We start from the raw sequence: 19,221 nt of genomic DNA, 5'->3' as shown, positions 1-19,221 counted from the left end.
TCCGCTGTCGTTGCGGGGCGCCGTGACGTCACCCTCGCGCGGTCGGCTCGCGCTGCTGGCCGCCCCGCTGCTGTTCGTCGCGGTGTTCTTCCTCTGGCCCGTCGCCGCGATCGTCGCGCGGGGGCTCTCGTCCGACGGTGTCGGACTGTGGGAGGGCTTCACCGGGGCGGGCGGCCCGGGGCTGGTCTGGTTCACCCTCTGGCAGGCCGCGGCGTCGACGCTGCTGACGGTGGCGCTCGGGCTGCCGCTCGCGTGGCTCACCGCGCGGGTCCGGTTCCGGGGACAGTGGCTCCTGCGCGTGGTGGCGACGGTGCCCTTCGTCCTGCCGACCGTCGTGGTCGGCGTCGCCTTCCGCACCCTCTTCGCGCCCGGCGGCGGCCTCGGCTTCCTCGGCCTCTCCGAGACCGTGTGGGCGGTCCTGCTCGCGCACGCCTACTTCAACGTCTCGGTCGTCGCGCGGATCGTCGGCGGCGTGTGGTCGGCCGTCGACCCGCGCGCCGAACAGGCCGCGCGCACCCTGGGCGCCGGCCCGGTCCGCGCGTTCCTCACCGCGACCGCGCCCGCGCTGCTGCCCGCGGTGGCCTCCGCCGCGTCCGTGGTCTTCCTGTTCTGCGCGACCAGCTTCGGCATCGTCCTCGTGGTCGGCGGCAGCCGGCTGCGCACCCTGGAGACCGCCGTCTACCAGGAGGTGGTCGGCGCCTTCGACCTGCGTACCGCCGCGCTGCTGGCCCTGGTCCAGATCGTCATCGTGGTGCTCGCCGTCGCCCTGAGCGGCGCGCTGCGCGTGCGGGTCTCGCGGCCCTCGGCGGCCGCGCGGGTCGACCCTCGCCGACCCGTCGGGCGCGCCCGGCTCGCGGTGCTCGCCGGCGTACCCGTGAGCGTCGTGCTGCTGCTCTTCCCACTCGGCGCCCTGCTGCTGCGCTCGCTGCGTCCCGACCCGTCGGGCGCGCTGAGCCTCGACGCCTACCGGCGGCTCACCAGCGACTTCGGTGGGGTCGTGCCGGCGAAGGCGCTGCTGATGTCGCTGGTGACGGCCGCGCAAGCGGGCGCGATCGCGCTGCTGGTCGGCGGGCTCGCTGCGGTGGCGATCTCCCGGTCCCGGGGGCTGCTGAGCAGATTCGCCGACGCCGTGGTCATGCTGCCGCTCGGCGTGAGCGCGGTGACGCTCGGCTTCGGCTACCTCCTCGCGCTGCAGTCGCTGCCCGCGGTCCGGGAGTCGCCCGCGGTGCTGCCGTTCGTCCAGGCCCTCGTCGCGCTGCCGCTGGTGGTGCGCGTGCTGGTGCCCGCACTCGGCGCCGTCGACCCGCGGCAACGGCAGGCGGCCGCCGTGCTCGGTGCCTCGCCGCTGCGCGTCTTCACCTCCGTCGACCTGCCGGTCATCAGCCGCTCGGTGGCCGTGGCCGCCGGCTTCGCCTACGTCGTTACGCTGGGGGAGTTCGGGGCCGCGAGCTTCCTGGTCCGGCCCGAGCAGATGACGCTGCCGGTGCTGATCGGCCGGATCTCCGGCCGTCCCGGCTGGTCCGACGCGGCGCTCGCCGCCTCGTGCTCGGTGCTGCTCATCGCCGCGACCGTGGCGGTGATCGGCGCCGTGGAGGCGCTGCGCCGCGACGACATCGGGCGGGCCGAGTTCTGATGCGGATCCGAGGATGCGAGAACAGGGGAGGGGGCCGACGGTGCTGACCATCGACCGGGTCTCGGTGCGCTACGGCGACCGGACGGCCGTGCGGGACGTCTCGCTCACCGTCGGCGACGGGGCGGTGGCGGGTGCGGCCACGGGCGGCGGAAGTGCCGTGACCGCGCTGCTCGGCCCGTCGGGCTGCGGCAAGTCCACCCTGCTGCGCGCCGTCGCGGGTCTCGAACCGCTGGCCGCCGGCCGGATCCTGTGGGACGGCGAGGACCTCGCCGACGTGCCGACCCACCGGCGCGGCTTCGGAGTCGTCTTCCAGGACGGGCAGCTGTTCGGGCACCGCGACGTGGCCGGCAACATCCGCTACGGCCTGCAGCGCCACCACTGGGCGCGGGCCGCGGCGAGCGCCCGCGTGGAGGAACTGCTGGAACTCGTCGGCCTGCCGGGGATGGGCGCGCGGCCCGTCGGGGAGCTGTCCGGCGGGCAGCAGCAACGCGTCGCGCTGGCCCGTGCACTGGCGCCCGAACCCCGGCTCCTGCTGCTCGACGAGCCGCTGTCCGCGCTCGACCGGCAACTGCGCGACCGCCTCGTGGGCGACCTGCGGCGGATCCTGCGCGAGACCGGAACGCCCGCGCTCATCGTGACCCACGACCACGACGAGGCCGTCGAGCTGGCCGACACCGTCGCCGTCCTCGACGCCGGTGAACTCGCCCAGGTCGACCGGCCCGCCCGGCTGTGGCGGCGGCCCCGCACGCCCGACGTCGCCCGGTTCCTCGGCTACTCGGTGCTGGTGGACGCGCAGGTCAAGGACCTGCAGGCCACGTCAGCGCTGGGGCAGGTGCTCGTCGACTGCCCCGACGGCCGGTTCCGGCTGGGCCTGCGCCCGGGGTCCGTCGTGATCCAGGCCCACGGGGTGCCGGCCCGGGTCACGGGCTCCGTGCCCACCGCCGACGGGGTGCGGATCACCGCCGCCGTCGACACCGACGACGGCGAACTGCTCGTCGACGCCCTCGGCGACACCGCGCCCGCGGACGGCGAGATCGTGCGCGTCGCGCTCAACCCGCGCCGCATCGCCGTGATCGGATAGTCCGGTGACCGACGTCTTCACCCCGCGCCAGGCCCGCGCGCTGCTCTCGATCGCCGACACCCTGGTCCCCGGCGGCGACGGCGTACCCGGTGCCCGCGACATCGACTTCCTCGCCTCGGTCTCGCGCACCGCGCAGCACAAGATGCTGCCCCGCGAGCTGCGCGAGCTGAAGGCCTTCCTCGACCTCTGGGACACCCGCGGCTTCGGCCTGGTCACCGGCATCGGACCGCGGCGGTTCTCCGCGCTGCCGCACGCCCGGCGCGAGGAGGCCCTACTGACCTGGGGCGCCCACTCGCTCGCACCCGTGCGCGCCGTCTTCCAGGGGCTGCGCTCGCTGCTCATCGGCTCCTACTACATCGCCCCCGACGCCATCGCCGCCCGCGCGGCGATCGGCTACCCCGAGGCCCCCGGACCGCTGCCCGACGCACCCGAGCCGCCGCTGCGGCCGCTGGCGATCCCGGCGGGCGGCACGCACCTCACGGCCGACGTCGTGGTCGTGGGCTCCGGTGCGGGCGGCGGCACCGCGGCGGCCGTGCTGGCCGCCGCCGGACTCGACGTGCTGGTGCTCGAACGCGGCGGCTACCACGACGATCGCGACTTCGGTCGCGGCGAGCTGGAATCGCTCACCACGCTGTACGCCGGCGCCCCCGCGGTCTCGGCCGAGGGGCAGGTCTCCTCGTTCATGGCGGGCGGCACGCTCGGCGGCGGTACCGTCGTCAACTGGTCCACGTCGTTCGCGACCCCCGATCGCGTGCGCGCGGAGTGGGCCGCGCACGGGGCGCGGCAGTTCGCCGGCGACGAGTTCACCCGCTCCCTCCACGCCGTGCAGCGCCGGCTCGGCGTGAACACCGAGCACGGCGCCGCCTCGTCGCGCGATGCGATCCTCGAACGCGGGCTCACCGCCCTGGGCTGGCAGTGCGATGCGATGCCCCGCAACGTGCTCGGCTGCGACCAGGGCGTCGAATGCGGGCGCTGCGGCTACGGCTGCCGGATCGGCGCCAAACAGTCCACGGCCAAGACCTGGCTGCAGGACGCCGCCGACGACGGTGCCCGGATCGCCGTCGGCGTCGAGGTGCGGCGGGTCGTCGTCGAACGGGGCCGCGCCACCGGCGTCGAGGCCGTCGGGCCCGACGGTGCCCCCGTCACCGTCGCGGCGAGGGCCGTCGTCGTGGCAGCGGGCTCCCTGCAGACCCCGCCCCTGCTGCGCCGCTCGGGCCTGCGGAACAAGCGGATCGGCGCGAACCTGCGGCTGCACCCCGTGACGGCCGTCGCCGGCGTCTTCGACGAGGACGTGCGGCCCTGGGAGGGCGGCCTGCAGACCCGCTACTCCACCGAACACGCCGACCTCGACGGCGACGGCTACGGCGTCATCTACGAGACCGGGCCCGCCAGCCCCGGCGCGATCACCCTGTTCCAGCCGTGGCACTCCGCGGCCCGCCACGCCGCCGACATGCGGGCGCTGCGGCACACCGTGCAGGTGGGCGTCATCGTCCGCGACACCGGGAGCGGTCGGGTCACCGTCGGGCGCGACGGTGAGCCCGTCGTGCGCTACCGCCTGAACGCGCACGACGCCGCGCACATGCAGCGCGGCGTGGTGGGCGCGGCCGAGATCCTCGCCGCCGCGGGTGCGACATCGGTGCGCAGTTCGCACCAGAACCGGGTGGCCGCGGACCTGCCGGGGCCGCTCGACGACTTCGCCGCCGCCGCGCAGCGCGAGGGCTACGCGCCCGCCCGGTGCTCGATGATCGCTCTGCACATCATGGGCACCGCCGCGATGGGCGGTAGCCGCGAGACCTCCGCGACGGATCCGGACGGCGCGACCTGGGAGGTGCCGAACCTCGTGGTCGCGGACGCCTCCTGCTTCCCCACGCCGAGCGGCGTGAACCCCATGATCTCCATCGAGGCCATCGCGCACATGAACGCGACCCGGCTCGCGGCGCGACTCACGTAGCGCAGGCCCGCGCGCTACGGCCGGCGTTCGTCCTCGGGCAGGTACCAGTCCGGGAGCGGCTCCGTGGACAGGCGGGTCGGGTCACCGGGCCGGGTGAGGGTGAACAGCGCCCGCTGGATGCGGGGAATCCGGTTCATGTCGTCCGCGATCGCCGCCAGGCGGGCCGCGACCTGCGATTCCGGCAGGTCGCCCTCGAGGTCGACGGCGGCGACGAGGAACAGGCGGTCGGCGCCGACCCACTCCATGTGCAGGAAGCTGACCTGCTTGACGTCCGGGTGCGCGAGCAGGGCCTCCAGCATGCGGTTGCGGGCGAGCGGCGTCGCCTCCTCACCGGTGAGGAAATCCATGTTCCGCCGGATCAGGAAGACCGCGACGAAGCCCAGCAGGATGCCGACGAGGATCGAACCGATCGCGTCCCACACCGGATTGCCCGTGATCTGGTGCAGCGCCATCGCGGCCGCGGCGATGACGATGCCGATGAGCGCGCTGAGGTCCTCCGCGAAGACCGAGCGCAGCACGGGGTTCGACGTGACCCGCACGTACCGCAGCGGGTGCAGCATCCGCTCCTGTGCGCCCTCCTTGGTCTGGCGCAGTGCCTGCAGGAACGAGGTGCCCTCGAGGACGAAGGAAATGGCCAGGACGGCGTAACCCCAGCCGTAATCCGTGGCCTCCTCGGGCGCGCCGAGGGAGGAGATGCCGTGCCACACCGACACCGCGGCACCCACGCTGAACAGGCCGAAGGCCGCGAACATCGACCACACGTAGCCCGAGCGCCCGTACCCGAACGGGTGCGCCTCGTCGGCGGGCTTGCTCGCGCGCTTCGCGCCGATGAGCAGGAAGACCTCGTTGCCCGTGTCGGCCCACGAGTGCGCCGCCTCCGCCACCATCGCCGCCGAGCCGGTCACCACCGCGGCGACCGACTTCGCCACCGCGATCAGCACGTTCGCGCCGAAGGCGATGAGCACCGTCAGCAGGCTCTCGTCCTGGGAATCGTCCGCCGCCTCGTCGCTCATGCTGCTGATCGTAGGCCCGGCGATGCCGTGCGCCGGGCATGATGGGGGGCATGGGTGCATTCGATCCGTACGCCGCCGACGACCGTCGCTACGAGGCGATGCCGTACCGGCGGGTGGGCGCGTCGGGCCTGCGGCTCCCGGCTGTCTCGCTCGGCCTCTGGCACAACTTCGGCGACGACAAGCCGCTGCAGACCCAGCGCGACATCCTGCGCCGAGCCTTCGACCTGGGCGTGACCCACTTCGACCTCGCGAACAACTACGGCCCGCCGCCCGGCAGCGCGGAGCGGAACTTCGGCACCCTGTTCGCCGAGGACTTCCGGCCCTACCGCGACCAGCTGATCATCTCCTCGAAGGCGGGATGGGACATGCAGCCCGGCCCCTACGGCTTCGGCGGCTCCCGCAAGTACCTGCTGTCCTCGCTGGACCAGTCCCTGCGGCGGATGGGCCTCGACCACGTGGACATCTTCTACAGTCACCGGCCCGATCCCGAGACGCCGCTCGAGGAGACCATGGGCGCGCTGCACACCGCCGTCACCTCGGGACGGGCGCTGTACGTGGGCATCTCGTCGTACAGCGCGGAGCTCACCGCGCGGGCGCAGGAGATCATGCGCGACCTCGGCACGCCGCTGCTCATCCACCAGCCGTCGTACTCGATGCTCAACCGCTGGATCGAGCGCGGCGGGGAGACCGGCACCGGCCCCTCGCTACTGGAGACCACCGCCGCCGAGGGAATGGGCGTCATCGCGTTCTCGCCGCTGGCGCAGGGCCTGCTCACCGACCGCTACCTCGGCGGCGTGCCGGAGGACTCCCGCGCCGCGGCGGGCAAGAGCCTCTCGGGCGGCATGCTCTCCGAGGAGAACCTCGCGCGCGTGCGGGGGCTCGCGGGCATCGCCGCCGACCGCGGCCAGACCCTCGCGCAGATGGCCATCGCCTGGGTGCTCCGGTCGCCGGCGGTGACCTCCGCGTTGATCGGCGCGTCCAGCGTCGCGCAGCTCGAGGACAGCGTGGGCGCCGTCGCGAACCTCGAGTTCACCCCCGACGAGCTGACCGCGATCGACGAGTTCGCCGTGGACGGCGACGTGAACATCTGGTGGGGCGCCACCGCCTCGACGCCGTGACCGCCGCGAGACCGGGTGCGGCCGGCGCACCCCGTGACGCCCGTGCGGCCGCTGCCGGCGGGCGGGACACCGGCCGGCACGACTCCGCCGGGCGGCTGTACGGCGGCGCCGATGCCCGGACACGGCACGCGGAGCGCCTCGCCCGGCTGGAGGAGGCGGGGCTGGAACTGTTCGCCACCGCCGGGTACCAGCAGACGACGGTCGCCGACGTGTGCGAGCGGGCGAAGGTCTCGCGGCGCCACTTCTACGAACAGTTCGCCGACCGCGAGGCCCTGCTGCGGCACCTCTACACCGCCGTCCACGACCGGGGGCGCGCGGCCGTGGCCGCCGCCCTGGCGGAGGGGGCACCCGCAGCGGGCACGGGCGACGGTGCCGTCGCGCCCCTGGTCGCGCGGGGCCTGACGGCCTACATCGAGGCGATCCTCGCGGACCCGCGCGGGCTGCGGGTCGCGCTCGTCGAGGTCGTGGGCGTGAGCGCCGAACTGGAGGCCTACCGCCTGGCCAACCGCGACCAGTGGGCGCGGACCATCCGCGCGGCGGCGGAGGCGGCCGGCGCGCGCCCGGTCGCGCCGTGGGTGCATGCGGCCTTCATCCCCTCGGTCAACGAATTCGTCCTCGCCTGGTGGCAGTACGCCGAGGATCGGTCCGACCCCGCCGAGCTGGTGCGCGTGTTGACCTCCGTGCTGACGAACCTGCTGGTGACCGCACCGTCGGACAGGAACTGACCGGATTCCGCACTAGCCTGGCGCCGTGCCCACCATCGCCGTCCCCGTGCTGCCCTGCGTCGACCCCGAGTCCCTCCGCGACTTCTACTCGGCCCTCGGATTCGAGTGCATCGACTACCAGGTGCGCCCGTACCTGTACCTCGCGTTCCGGCGCGACGGTGCGGACGTCCACTTCGGGCGGTTCGCCCGCGACGCGGACGACACGGGGACCTGCCTGCTGCTGGTCGACGACGTGGCCGCCGAGCACGCGGCGTTCAAGGCCGCGATCAAGGGGCTGCTGGGCAGGGTGCCCGCCTCCGGCGAGCCGCGGCTGACCCGCTTCCGCCCCGGCGCCACGCGGTTCACCCTCGTCGATCCGTCGGGGAACCAGCTGCTGGTGATCCAGAAGGACGAGCCGGAGTTCGATTACGGCGGCGGGAAGGAGCTCTCGGGACTGGCGAAGGCGCTCGACAACGCCCGGATCCTCAGCGGCTTCAAGAACGACGACGCCGCGGCGTACCGCGCGCTGACCTCGGCGCTGCGGCGCCCCAAGGAGGGCGACACCGACGCCGACCGGGCGCTGGCCCTGGCCTTCCTGCTCGAGATCGCGCCCGCGGCGGGGCGCGCGGCGGACGTGGCCGCGCTGGCGGGGGAGTGGCGAGCGCTGCCGGTGACGGCGGAGCAACGGGAGGTCGCGGTCGCGACCGCGGCCGATCCGGCCGCGCTCCGGGCGATGCTGGCCGGCGCCGCGGAGGATCGCGCAGGTGACGGGGAGAACCGCACGGCCGGCGGGGATACGTAGCGCCGCGACGGCACCCGCGGCATCAGGCGACGCGCGTGCGATCGGGGTTGGCGCGCACCGTCTTCAGGGACTTCTCGAGTTCCTTCTTGGTGGCGCCGTGCGCGGCCATCCGGTTGAGCTTGTGGATCACCACGGGGCACTTGAGGCACCGCGTCTTCTTGCGGCAGCACTTCTTCTTGGGCTTGCTGCCCACGAGCTTGTGCGCCTTGGTCTTACTCACACAAGTAGGTTAGCGCAACCTAAGCGTGGGATGCCAACCGTCACATCCGGCGGTCACGATGCGGCTCCGCGGGCCTCCGGGAAGTAACCTGGTCACGACCAGGCGTGTCCGCACGCCCCCTTCGACGCGCCCACGGACCACCGACCGCCGCGGCGCGCACGATCACCTCACAGGAGAACCACAGTGGCTCAGCCCAGCTTCCGCAACGTCGCCATCGTCGCGCACGTCGACCACGGGAAGACCACTCTGGTCGACGCCATGCTGCGGCAGTCCGGCGCGTTCGGCGAGCGCGCCGAACTGGTCGACCGGGTCATGGACTCGGGCGACCTGGAGAAGGAGAAGGGCATCACCATCCTGGCGAAGAACACGGCCGTGCATCGTGTCAACGCCGATGGCACCACCACCGTCATCAACGTGATCGACACCCCGGGCCACGCCGACTTCGGCGGCGAGGTCGAGCGCGGCCTGTCCATGGTCGACGGCGTCGTCCTGCTCGTCGACGCCTCCGAGGGCCCGCTCCCGCAGACCCGCTTCGTGCTGCGCAAGGCGCTCGCCGCGTCGCTGCCCGTGATCCTGGTCGTGAACAAGACCGACCGCCCCGACGCCCGCATCGAGGAGGTCGTCACCGAGGCCCAGGACCTGCTGCTGGACCTCGCCTCCGACCTGTCCGACGAGGCCGCGGAAGCCGCCGAGCTCGCGCTCGGGCTGCCCGTGATCTACGCCTCCGGCCGCGAGGGCAAGGCATCGACCACCGCGCCCGCCAACGGCGCCGTCCCGGACGCCGAGAACCTCGACGAGCTGTTCCAGATCCTGCACGACCACATCCCCGCGCCCAAGGGCGATGCCGAGGCCCCGCTGCAGGCCCACGTGACCAACCTCGACGCCTCGGCGTTCCTCGGCCGCCTCGCGCTGGTCCGCATCCACAACGGCACGCTGCGCAAGGGCCAGACCGTGGCCTGGATGCGCGAGGTCGACGGCGAGCCCGTGGTCACCAACGCCAAGGTCACCGAGCTGCTCGCGACCGAGGGCGTCGAGCGCAAGCCCGCGGAGGAGGCCGTCGCCGGCGACATCGTGGCCGTCGCGGGCTTCCCCGAGATCATGATCGGCGACACCCTCGCCGACGTGGAGAACCCCGTCGCGCTGCCGCGGATCACCGTCGACCAGCCCGCCATCTCGGTCACCATCGGCACCAACACGTCGCCGCTCGTCGGCAAGGTGTCGGGCCACAAGCTGACCGCCCGCATGGTCAAGTCGCGCCTCGACTCCGAGCTCATCGGCAACGTCTCGCTCAAGGTCATGGACATCGGTAAGCCGGACCAGTGGGAGGTGCAGGGCCGCGGCGAGCTGGCCCTGGCCATCCTCGTCGAGCAGATGCGCCGCGAGGGCTTCGAGCTCACCGTCGGCAAGCCGCAGGTGGTCACCCAGAAGATCGACGGCAAGGTGCACGAGCCCTACGAGCACCTGACGGTCGACGTGCCCGAGGAGTACCTCGGCTCCGTCACCCAGCTGCTCGCGAACCGCCGCGGCCGCATGGAGACCATGGCGAACCAGGGCGCCGGTTGGGTCCGCATGGAATTCGTCGTCCCGTCGCGCGGCCTCATCGGCTTCCGGACGGACTTCCTCACCGAGACCCGCGGCACCGGCATCGCGAACGCCGTCTTCCACGAGTACGCGCCGTGGGCCGGCGAGATCCGCGCCCGCCACACCGGCTCGCTGGTCTCCGACCGCCAGGGCACCGTGACGCCGTTCGCGATGATCCAGCTCGCGGACCGCGGCACCTTCTTCGTCGAGCCCGGCGCCGACACCTACGAGGGCATGGTCGTGGGCATCAACCCGCGCGCCGAGGACCTCGACATCAACGTGACCAAGGAGAAGAAGCTGACCAACATGCGTCAGTCCTCCGCCGACGTGATGGAGACCCTCGCCAAGCCCATCAAGCTGGAGCTCGAGGCCGCGATGGAGTTCTGCGCCGCCGACGAGTGCGTCGAGGTGACCCCCGAGGTGGTTCGGGTGCGTAAGGTGCACCTGAACGCCACCGAGCGCGCCCGCGAGCGGTCGCGCGCCAAGTCGCGGGACCAGGCCGCGGGCTGACCGCCCTCGGTCGCGGTGACGTGACCCGACGGTGACCGTCGGGCGGAGTGGACTTCGAGCGAGCGGTAGGAGGCACGAGCAGTGCGGCGTAGGTCCCTGGGGCTGACGGTGGCGTCGGCGCTGCTCGCGACGACCCTGACCGCCTGCGTCGCGGACCCGCCGCCGGCGGTGCCGGGCTCGGAGACCTCCGCGCCGCCGCAGGCCCCGGCCACCACCGGCGCCACCGTGCAGGTGGCGATCGACGGGCTGGGCCCCGGCTTCAACCCGCACCTCGCGTCCAATTCCTCCTCGGCCTCGCGGGCGCTGGCCGCGATGACCCTGCCGAGCGTCTTCCGCGAGGTCAAGGGGCCGGACGGGCGGGTCACGCTCGCGCAGAACACCGACCTCGTCCCGACGATCGAGCATCCCGCGCCGCTGCAGATCGCCTACACCATCCGGCAGGACGCGCAGTGGTCCGACGGTGCGCCCATCGCCGCCGAGGACTTCGTGTACCTCTGGCAGTCGATGACCACCGCGCCCGACACCGTGGGGTCCGCGCCGTACCGGCAGATCGAGTCGGTGGCGTCGGGCGCGGGCGGCAAGCGGGTCATCGTCACCCTCAAGGCCCCACTGCCCGGCTGGCGGACGCTGTTCCAGAACCTGCTGCCGAGCCACCTCGTCAAGGGCTCGCCCGGCGGCTTCAACGGCGCGATGCGGGAGAAGATCCCCGCCTCGGGCGCCGGCTACCTCGTCAAGAAGGTCGACGTGGCGCGCGACGAGGTCACCCTCGAGCGCAACGACCGGTACTGGATGAAGCCCGCGCGCGTGGACCGGATCGTGCTGCGCAAGGGCGGCACCGACACGCAGCTCGCCAATTCGGTCCGCACCGGCGACGTGCAGGTGGTCTCGATGCACGGCGGGCAGTCCCTGCTGGCGCAGCTCACGTCGATCTACGAGGTGCGGGCCGTGGAGCAGGTCGACCCCCGGGTGCTGTCGCTGACGCTGAACACCCGGTCGAAGTTCCTCTCCGACGTGGAGGTGCGGCGCGCCCTGCTCGACGCGGTGAACGTGGACCTGCTCACGACGGTCGGCTCCGGCGGCGATGCGGTGCGCCCCGCCCGCGCGCAGGTGCTGGCACCGTCGGACCCCGGCTACGCACCGACGATGCCGGCGCGCCCCGCCCCCGCGGAGGCGAAGGCCCGGCTGGAGCAGGCGCTCGCCGCCGCCGGGTACACGCTGCAGAACGCCCCGATCCCGCCGAGTCAGAGCGTTCCCCCCACGCCGCCGCCCACCGCGACCGAGCCCACGGCACCGAGCACCAGCACCGACCCGTCGGCGCTCCCGGTGCCGCCCTCGCCGTCGCCCGGCGAGAACGTCCAGCAGTACGTGCGCGACGGGGTGCCGATGTTCCTGCGGATCGGGGTGCCGCAGGGCAACGTCGCCGCGTTCGCCGTCGCCAGCAACGCCACCGATCAGCTCCGGGCCATGGGCGTCTTCGCCTCGGTGGTCACCCTGGAGCCGCAGGTGGTCGCGGGTACCGCGCTCCTCGACGGTGCCGTCGACGCCGTCGTCGGCTGGTCCAGCACCGGTCCCACGCCAGCCGAGCGGTTCGCCTCCCGCGTCGAGTGCCCCGCACCCCCGTCGGAGGGCACGCAGCGGCCCACGACCACCAGCGCGCCGCCGGTGCCGAACCTCGAGAACGACCCCGCGGCGACCACCGTCGGGGGCAACCTGGCCGGCCTGTGCGACGCGGACCTGCAGGGCCTCGCGCTCGACGGGCTGCGCGGCGGCCCCATCGACCTCGCGGCGATCGACGCGCAACTGTGGTCGCGCGCGACCGTGCTGCCGATCCTGCAGGACGTGACCCTGACGGCCGTCGGCCCGACGGTGCAGGGGGTGACGCTGGAGGGCCCGCCGCGCGACGGGGTCTTCACCGGCGTGGAGGGATGGTCCCGCAAGTGACGCACGCGAGCGGACGGCGGCTGCTGCTGGTGCACGCGCACCCCGACGACGAGACGATCACCACCGGCGGGACCATCGCGCGCTACCTCGCCGAGGGCGCCGAGGTGACCGTGGTGACCTGCACGCTCGGCGAGGAGGGCGAGGTGATGGAGCCGCGCTTCGCACAGCTCACGGCCGAGAACGCCGACCAGCTGGGTGGGTACAGGATCGGCGAGCTCACCGGCGCGCTGGCCGCGCTGAGCGACCCCGCGGGCCCGGTGCTGCGGCCGCGCTTCCTCGGCGGCATGGGCCGCTGGCGCGACTCCGGCATGGCCGGTACTCCCGCGGCCGAGCATCCCCGCGCCTTCGCGTCGTCGCCGTACCGGGAGTGGGTCGACGGCAGCCCCCTGGAGGCGCTCACGCGGATCATCCGCGAGACGCGGCCCCAGGTCGTGGTGACCTACGACGAGATCGGCGGCTACGGGCACCCCGATCACATCACCGCGCACCGCGTCACCCACGGCGCCGTCTCCGCCGCAGCGGATCCGGCGGTCCCGGGGGAGCCGTGGGCCGTCGCGAAGCTGTACTGGACGGTGACCTCGCGCGGTGACCTCGACGCCGGGCTCGCGGCGCTGCGCGACGCGGAGTTGCCCGCGGGCTGGCGCGTGCCCGCGACGGACGAGCTTCCGGCCCGGGACGACGCCGCGATCACCACCCGGATCGACGTCTCCGCCGTTCTCGACCGCAAACGCGCCGCCCTCCGCGCCCACGCGACGCAGCTCGGCCTCAGCACGGACGGTGCCGCGCTCGCACTGACCAACCGGATCGCGCAGCCCGTGTTCGCCGAGGAGGCCTACGTGCTCGCCCACGGTGCGCCGGTCCCCGGCGCCGACGGGCTCGAGCGCGACCTGTTCGCGGGGGTGGCGTGATGGAACCGCTCGACAGGATCCTGCTCGGCCTCGCCGTCGTGGGCGGCGCCGTCTGCGCCGTCGGCGCGACGATGTACCTCTACCTCTACGCCGGCTCGGTGCCCCTTCCGATCTCCGCGGTTCTGTTCGGCGCGCTGCTCGCGGGAATCTCCGTCGCGGCGCGTCGCCTGGGGGGCGAACCCGTCCACGGCGCGCTGCCCGTGATCGCGTTCCTCCTGGTGATCGCGGTGTTCCTGCTCGGTGGTCCGGGCGGCGACATCGTGCTCTACGCCGACTGGCGGCTGCTGCTGCTCCTGCTCTGTGGAATCGGGATGCCGATCCTCGCGGGACACCTGGCATCATCGATGGAGTGACGGACGCTTCAGAGCAGACCCCCGCTCTTCTGCCGATGCCCTCGGTGCCGAAGCGAGCGGCGGAGCCGTACGTGCCGACCGCCTCGGCCATGCGCCGCGCCCTGCGGCGGGCGCGGGACGGCGCGGTGCTCAACGTCGACGAGGCGCAGGTGCTGCTCGCGGCCCGCGGCGATGATCTGGACGACCTGTGCCGCTCCGCGGCGCGGGTGCGCGACGCCGGGCTCCTCGAGGCCGGGCTCACCGGGGCCGACGGTACGCCGCAGGTCACGTACAGCAAGAAGGTCTTCATCCCGATCACGCGGCTGTGCCGCGACCGCTGCCACTACTGCACCTTCGTGACGGTGCCGGGCAAGCTGGCCGCGGAGGGGCACGGCGCCTACATGGAGCCGGACGAGATCCTCGAGGTCGCACGCCGCGGCGCCGAACTCGGCTGCCACGAGGCGTTGTTCACGTTGGGCGATCGGCCGGAGGACCGCTGGGAGGCGGCCCGGACGTGGCTCGACGAACGCGGCTACGACTCGACGCTGGACTACGTGCGCGCCATGGCGATCCGCGTGCTGGAGGAGACGGGGCTGCTACCGCACCTCAACCCGGGCGTCATGAGCTGGGAGGAGCTGTCGCGGCTCAAGCCCGTCGCGCCGTCGATGGGCATGATGCTCGAGACCACCTCGGAGCGCCTGTTCACCGAGAAGGGGCAGCCGCACTACGGCTCGCCGGACAAGGACCCGGCCGTGCGCCTGCGCACCCTCACCGACGCGGGGCGCCTCTCGGTGCCCTTCACGACGGGGCTGCTCATCGGCATCGGTGAGGACGAGCGGGAACGCGCCGAGTCGATCATGGCCATCCGCAAGGCGCACAAGGCGTTCGGTCACGTGCAGGAGGTCATCATCCAGAACTTCCGCGCCAAGCCCGACACCGCCATGCGGTCGGTCGAGGACGCGGACCTGGAGGTCTACCGCGCGGCGATCGCCGTGACGCGGATGGTGCTGGGACCCGCGATGCGGGTGCAGGCCCCGCCGAACCTGGTGTCGGCCGACGAGTGCCGCCTACTGCTGGAGGCCGGCGTCGACGACTGGGGCGGCGTCTCGCCGGTGACCCCGGACCACGTCAACCCCGAGCGCCCCTGGCCGGACCTGGATGCGCTCGCCGCGATCACCGCGGATGCGGGCTTCGAGCTGCGGCAGCGGCTCACGGCGCAGCCCAAGTACGTGCGCGCCGGCAACCCGTGGATCGACCCGCGCGTCGCGCCGCACGTCGCGGCGCTCGCCGACGCCGAGACGGGGCTCGCTGACCCCGGGGCGATGCCCGTCGGACTGCCCTGGCAGGAGCCCGACGAGGAGTGGGCGTCCTCCGGCCGGACCGACCTCAACACCGCCATCGACATCGACGGCCGCAACACCGACACCCGCTCGGATCTCGGCTCCGCCTTCGGCGACTGGGAGTCGGTGCGCGAGCAGGTGCTCTCGCTGTCGGCGCCCGAGAAGGTGGAGTCCGACGTGCTGTCGGCACTGCGGGCCGCGGAGAAGAACCCGGGCGGCCTGTCCGACGACCAGTACCGGGCGCTCGCGTACGCCGACGGCAGCGGGCTGGAGGCGCTGGTGGCGCTGGCGGATCAGCTGCGCAAGGACGTCGTCGGCGACGTGGTGACCTACGTGGTCAACCGGAACATCAACTTCACCAACATCTGCTACACCGGCTGCCGGTTCTGCGCCTTCGCGCAGCGCAAGGGCGACGCCGACGCCTTCACCCTGTCGATGACGGAGGTCGCCGACCGCGCCGAGGAGGCGTGGCGGGTGGGCGCCACCGAGGTGTGCATGCAGGGTGGTATCGACCCCGACCTGCCCGCCACCGGCTACGCCGACCTGGTGCGCGCCGTCAAGGACCGCGTGCCCGGCATGCACGTGCACGCTTTCAGCCCGATGGAGATCGTCAACGGTGCCGCCCACTCCGGGGAGTCCGTGCGCGACTGGCTGATCGGCCTGCGGGAGGCGGGCCTGGACACCATCCCGGGCACCGCCGCCGAGATCCTCGACGACGAGGTCCGCTGGGTGCTCACCAAGGGCAAGCTGCCCACGTCGGCGTGGATCGACGTGGTCACCACGGCGCACGAGGTGGGCATCCGTTCCAGCTCGACGATGATGTACGGCCACGTCGACAACCCGTCGCACTGGGTCACGCACCTGAACGTGCTGCGCGACATCCAGGACCGCACGGGCGGTTTCACCGAGTTCGTGCCGCTGCCGTTCGTGCACCAGAGCGCCCCGCTGTACCTGGCGGGCGCGGCACGGCCGGGGCCGACCAAGCGCGACAACCGCGCGGTGCACGCGCTGGCCCGGGTCATGCTGCACGGCCGCATCGACCACGTCCAGACGTCGTGGGTCAAGCTGGGCACGGCGGGCACGCAGGCCATGCTGCAGGGCGGCGCGAACGACCTGGGTGGCACCCTGATGGAGGAGACGATCTCGCGGATGGCGGGATCGGCGCACGGATCGGAGAAGACAGTGGCCGAACTGCACGCGATAGCCAACGGCATCGGGCGGCCCGCCCGTGAGCGGACCACGACGCACGCCCAGCGGGGGGCGGCGTGAACGCGCTGGAGCCGCGCGGCGGCGCGGTCACGGGCACGGTGACGGACCTGGAACTGGCGCGCACCGTCGGGGTGTTCGTGACGGTCGCGCGGCCCGCGGTCGCCGGCGTCCGCATCGTCTCCACGCTCGCCGGGCTCACCCCGATCCCACTGGTCAACGGCTACCTCAAGCGCGACGCCGACGGGCGGTCCCGGTGGTGGGTCATCCCCGTCGGCGCGGTCTCGACGGTGGCGGTGGCCTGGCCGGGCGCGCTCGGGATCATCGCGCGGCTGCTGCCCGTGCAGACCTACCTCGGCTTCGCCAACCAGACCCTCGTGGTCGTCGGCGTGGCGGGCGAGCACGGTGTCGACCAGGTACCCGAGCAGATCGACCTCGTCGCGCGGGTGCTCTCGCGGCGCCAGATCGACGCCCGGGCGCTGCTCGGCGATCACCCCGGATTCCAGGACCTGGTGCCGGTGCGCGAGACGAGCGACAAGCTCCGCGGCGGCGTCTTCTCGGCGTTCGGCGCGGTCCGCGACGTCCTGCACACCGTGAAGTCGGCGCGCTCGGCCCTCGAATCGCGCCCGCGGCCCGCCGGCGTCTTCGACACGCTCGGCAAGCTGCCCGTCGTCGGCGCGGTGGCCGGCTACGTGGGCGAGTTCGCCACACTGCGCATCGTCGAGGCGCGCGCCTCCGACGGGGCGAAGATCCTCGGCCTGGAGGCCGCCTTCGCAGGCAGCGCGGCACCGTCGGTCATCGAGGCGGACCCCGAAGCGGAGTCGTAGTCCTGAATCCTGTCGGTCGGCGGCGCTAGACTCGGCGGCATGACCGCAGCTCGGAGAGTCGACTTGATGTCGCTGGACGACTGGCGTGCCCTGGGGGAGGACACGGCGGGCCGGTCGGAGCTTCAGGAGGGGGTCCTGATCGTGTCTCCGAGTCCGGTGCCGAGGCATCAGAAGGCGGGTTTTCGACTCGGTTTGGCGCTACACCCGCAGGTACCCGACGGCGTCGAGATCGTGCCGGATGTCGACGTCATCGTGGCGAGCGGGTTCCCGCCGACCGTGCGTCGTCCGGATCTCGTGATCGTGACGGCGAGCATCGAGACGGACATCGTCGCCGCAGATGTGGTGCTCGTCGTCGAGATCCTCTCGCCCGGCACCCGTCGCCAGGATCTGGTGACCAAGCGCAGCGAGTACGCCGACGCGGGGATCCCGCACTACTGGATCGTCGACCTCGACGGCGGTCCGAGCATCGAGGCCCTGCGACTCGAGGACGGCGCCTACATCGGCGAGGTCGTCACGGGGGTGCTGGAGACGACGGTGCCGTTCGACGTCCGCGTGGACCTGACCGCCCTCGCCTGACGAGCGTCGGCGCGAACTCCCCAGGTCCCAAAGTCGCGACCAACGCAGGGCGGAGCGTGTCGTCGAGCATCGCCGCGAGAAACCCGCCCTGCACCGAACCCCGCGGGTTTCAGCAGATGACTGCCGGCGTCGAAGGACACCGTGATCGACGCGAACATGTACCGGCGACAGCTGTGGCGACGAAGCGCGTTGGCCTCACGGCGCTCAGGAGATGAGCCCCACGACGGTCGCGGAGATGAACGAGACCAGGGTCGCGCCGTAGAGCAGCTTGAGGCCGAACTTGGCGATCTGATCGCCCTGTTCGGGGGCGAGGGATTTGGCGGCGCCGGCGATGATGCCGATCGAGCTGAAGTTGGCGAAGGAGACCAGGAAGGTCTGCACGATCGCGGTGGCGCGCGCGCTCATCTCGACCGGGCCGTTGCCGGACGGGTTCGCCTCGGTGAAGGACATCATGGCGACGAACTCGTTGCTGACGAGCTTGGTCGCCATGATCTCGCCCGCCTGCACGCTCTCGGACCACGGCACGCCGGTGAGCCATGCCAGCGGTGCGAAGGCGTACCCGAGGACGTCCTGGAACGTGGTGCCGCCGAAAATCGCCGCGAAGAGGCCGTTCACCAGCGCGAGCAGCGCGACGAAGCCGATCAGCATCGCGGCGACGGTGAGCGCCACCTTCGCGCCGTCCATGATGTATTCGCCGAGCATCTCGAAGAACGACTGCTTCTTCTGCTCCGGCGGCGCGAAGACGTCGTCCTCCGGCGCGATCTCGTACGGGTTGAGCAGCGAGACCACGATGAAGGCGCCGAACAGGTTGAGCACGATCGCCGCGACCACGTAGCGGGGCTCGATCATCGTCATGTACGAGCCGACGATCGACATCGACACCGTGGACATGGCCGACGCGGACAGCGTGTACAGGCGGTTCGCGGGCAGCGTCGGGAGGATCTTCTTGATCGCGATGAAGTTCTCGGACTGGCCGATGATCGCCGAGCTCACCGCGTTGAAGGACTCCAGTTTCGGCATGCCCGTGACCTTCGAGAGCGCGAGGCCGAGGTACTTGATGATCAGCGGCAGCAGCTTGATGAACTGCAGGATGCCGATCAGTGCCGAGATCAGGATGATCGGGGTGAGCACGTTGAGGAAGAAGACCGTGGGGCCGTCGGGGCTGGCCTTGTAGTCCACCAGGCCGCCGAAGACGAAGGCCGTGCCCTCGTGCGCATAGGACAACAACGTCTTGAAGCCGTTACCGAGGGCGCGGATGACGTTCTCGCCGACGGAGGTCTTGAGCATCACCAGGCCCAGTACGAACTGGATGGCGAGCATGCCCACGATGTACGGCGCCTTCTTCTTGAGCATGGCGACGTTCCGCGTGGGCAGGTACGCGAGGAGGAGGAAGACGACGAGTCCGAACACACCGACGATTACGTGCACTGGTGAATGAAATCACAGACCGGCAGGTTAGGCGACACTTCTTTGTGACA

The 19,221-nt window shown here is 72.4% G+C and carries 16 protein-coding genes; 13 read left to right on the top strand and 3 right to left on the bottom strand.

Annotation, left to right across the window (positions count from 1 at the left end; all coding sequences use genetic code 11):
- The first annotated feature begins 22 nt into the window (after positions 1–22).
- The 3 genes from ELY19_RS01700 to ELY19_RS01690 are packed head-to-tail and all read left to right on the top strand — an operon-like array spanning position 23 to position 4,665.
- Entirely contained in the window at positions 23–1,633 is a 1,611-nt protein-coding gene (locus ELY19_RS01700; protein ID WP_126194655.1) for an ABC transporter permease, read from the top strand.
- A 40-nt stretch (positions 1,634–1,673) separates the two neighbouring features.
- Entirely contained in the window at positions 1,674–2,714 is a 1,041-nt protein-coding gene (locus ELY19_RS01695; protein WP_126194654.1) for an ABC transporter ATP-binding protein, read from the top strand.
- Between the two features lie 4 nt (positions 2,715–2,718).
- Positions 2,719–4,665: a GMC family oxidoreductase gene (locus tag ELY19_RS01690; RefSeq protein ID WP_126194653.1), complete on the top strand. Its 1,947-nt coding sequence runs from the start codon at positions 2,719–2,721 to the stop codon at positions 4,663–4,665.
- A 14-nt stretch (positions 4,666–4,679) separates the two neighbouring features.
- On the opposite strand, the gene ELY19_RS01685 is transcribed toward ELY19_RS01690, so the two are convergent.
- Positions 4,680–5,678, bottom strand: a complete 999-nt coding sequence (locus tag ELY19_RS01685; protein ID WP_126194652.1) for a cation diffusion facilitator family transporter — start codon at positions 5,676–5,678, stop codon at positions 4,680–4,682.
- A 50-nt stretch (positions 5,679–5,728) separates the two neighbouring features.
- Here ELY19_RS01685 and mgrA point away from each other — a divergent pair, with 50 nt between their 5' ends.
- The 3 genes from mgrA to ELY19_RS01670 are packed head-to-tail and all read left to right on the top strand — an operon-like array spanning position 5,729 to position 8,302.
- Positions 5,729–6,796, top strand: a complete 1,068-nt coding sequence (mgrA, locus tag ELY19_RS01680) for an L-glyceraldehyde 3-phosphate reductase (protein WP_227967116.1) — start codon at positions 5,729–5,731, stop codon at positions 6,794–6,796.
- Positions 6,793–7,521, top strand: coding sequence for a TetR/AcrR family transcriptional regulator (locus ELY19_RS23315; RefSeq protein ID WP_164711484.1), 729 nt, complete (start codon positions 6,793–6,795; stop codon positions 7,519–7,521). The genes mgrA and ELY19_RS23315 overlap by 4 nt, the downstream gene beginning before the upstream one ends.
- Before the next feature lie 25 nt (positions 7,522–7,546).
- Positions 7,547–8,302, top strand: a complete 756-nt coding sequence (locus ELY19_RS01670) for a DUF8817 family protein (protein WP_126194651.1) — start codon at positions 7,547–7,549, stop codon at positions 8,300–8,302.
- A gap of 22 nt (positions 8,303–8,324) precedes the next feature.
- Here ELY19_RS01670 and ELY19_RS01665 read toward each other — a convergent pair whose 3' ends face one another.
- Positions 8,325–8,522: a hypothetical protein gene (locus ELY19_RS01665; RefSeq protein ID WP_126194650.1), complete on the bottom strand. Its 198-nt coding sequence runs from the start codon at positions 8,520–8,522 to the stop codon at positions 8,325–8,327.
- Positions 8,523–8,705: 183 nt separating this feature from the next.
- Between ELY19_RS01665 and typA the strand changes: the two genes are divergently transcribed.
- The 7 genes from typA to ELY19_RS01630 all read left to right on the top strand — a co-directional run bounded on the left by typA (position 8,706) and on the right by ELY19_RS01630 (position 17,743).
- The gene (typA, locus tag ELY19_RS01660; protein ID WP_126194649.1) at positions 8,706–10,613 is read left to right on the top strand and encodes a translational GTPase TypA; all 1,908 of its coding nucleotides are present in this window, start codon (positions 8,706–8,708) and stop codon (positions 10,611–10,613) included.
- An 81-nt stretch (positions 10,614–10,694) separates the two neighbouring features.
- On the top strand, positions 10,695–12,554 hold the full coding sequence (locus ELY19_RS01655; RefSeq protein ID WP_126194648.1) for an ABC transporter family substrate-binding protein: 1,860 nt from the start codon (positions 10,695–10,697) through the stop codon (positions 12,552–12,554).
- Positions 12,539–13,462: an N-acetyl-1-D-myo-inositol-2-amino-2-deoxy-alpha-D-glucopyranoside deacetylase gene (gene mshB, locus ELY19_RS01650; protein WP_126194647.1), complete on the top strand. Its 924-nt coding sequence runs from the start codon at positions 12,539–12,541 to the stop codon at positions 13,460–13,462. Before ELY19_RS01655 ends, mshB begins: the two co-directional genes overlap by 16 nt.
- A complete protein-coding gene (locus ELY19_RS01645; protein ID WP_126194646.1) occupies positions 13,462–13,815 on the top strand; it encodes a hypothetical protein in 354 nt (117 codons plus the stop codon). The genes mshB and ELY19_RS01645 overlap by 1 nt, the downstream gene beginning before the upstream one ends.
- A gap of 35 nt (positions 13,816–13,850) precedes the next feature.
- Entirely contained in the window at positions 13,851–16,403 is a 2,553-nt protein-coding gene (locus ELY19_RS01640; protein WP_126198641.1) for a bifunctional FO biosynthesis protein CofGH, read from the top strand.
- Positions 16,400–17,167, top strand: a complete 768-nt coding sequence (locus tag ELY19_RS01635; protein ID WP_126194645.1) for a hypothetical protein — start codon at positions 16,400–16,402, stop codon at positions 17,165–17,167. Before ELY19_RS01640 ends, ELY19_RS01635 begins: the two co-directional genes overlap by 4 nt.
- A gap of 39 nt (positions 17,168–17,206) precedes the next feature.
- Positions 17,207–17,743 (top strand): Uma2 family endonuclease, encoded by a 537-nt coding sequence (locus ELY19_RS01630; protein WP_126194644.1) that lies wholly within the window; start codon positions 17,207–17,209, stop codon positions 17,741–17,743.
- Positions 17,744–17,947: 204 nt separating this feature from the next.
- Here the strand turns inward: ELY19_RS01630 and ELY19_RS01620 are convergent, their stop codons facing one another.
- A complete protein-coding gene (locus tag ELY19_RS01620) occupies positions 17,948–19,171 on the bottom strand; it encodes a NupC/NupG family nucleoside CNT transporter (RefSeq protein ID WP_126194643.1) in 1,224 nt (407 codons plus the stop codon).
- Positions 19,172–19,221: the final 50 nt, after the last annotated feature.

It is taken from the genome of Tsukamurella paurometabola, from assembly GCF_900631615.1.
GTDB lineage: Bacteria > Actinomycetota > Actinomycetes > Mycobacteriales > Mycobacteriaceae > Tsukamurella > Tsukamurella paurometabola_A.
The sequence above is the reverse complement of the archived record's forward strand: the minus strand, read 5'-3'. Positions and strand labels throughout refer to the sequence as shown.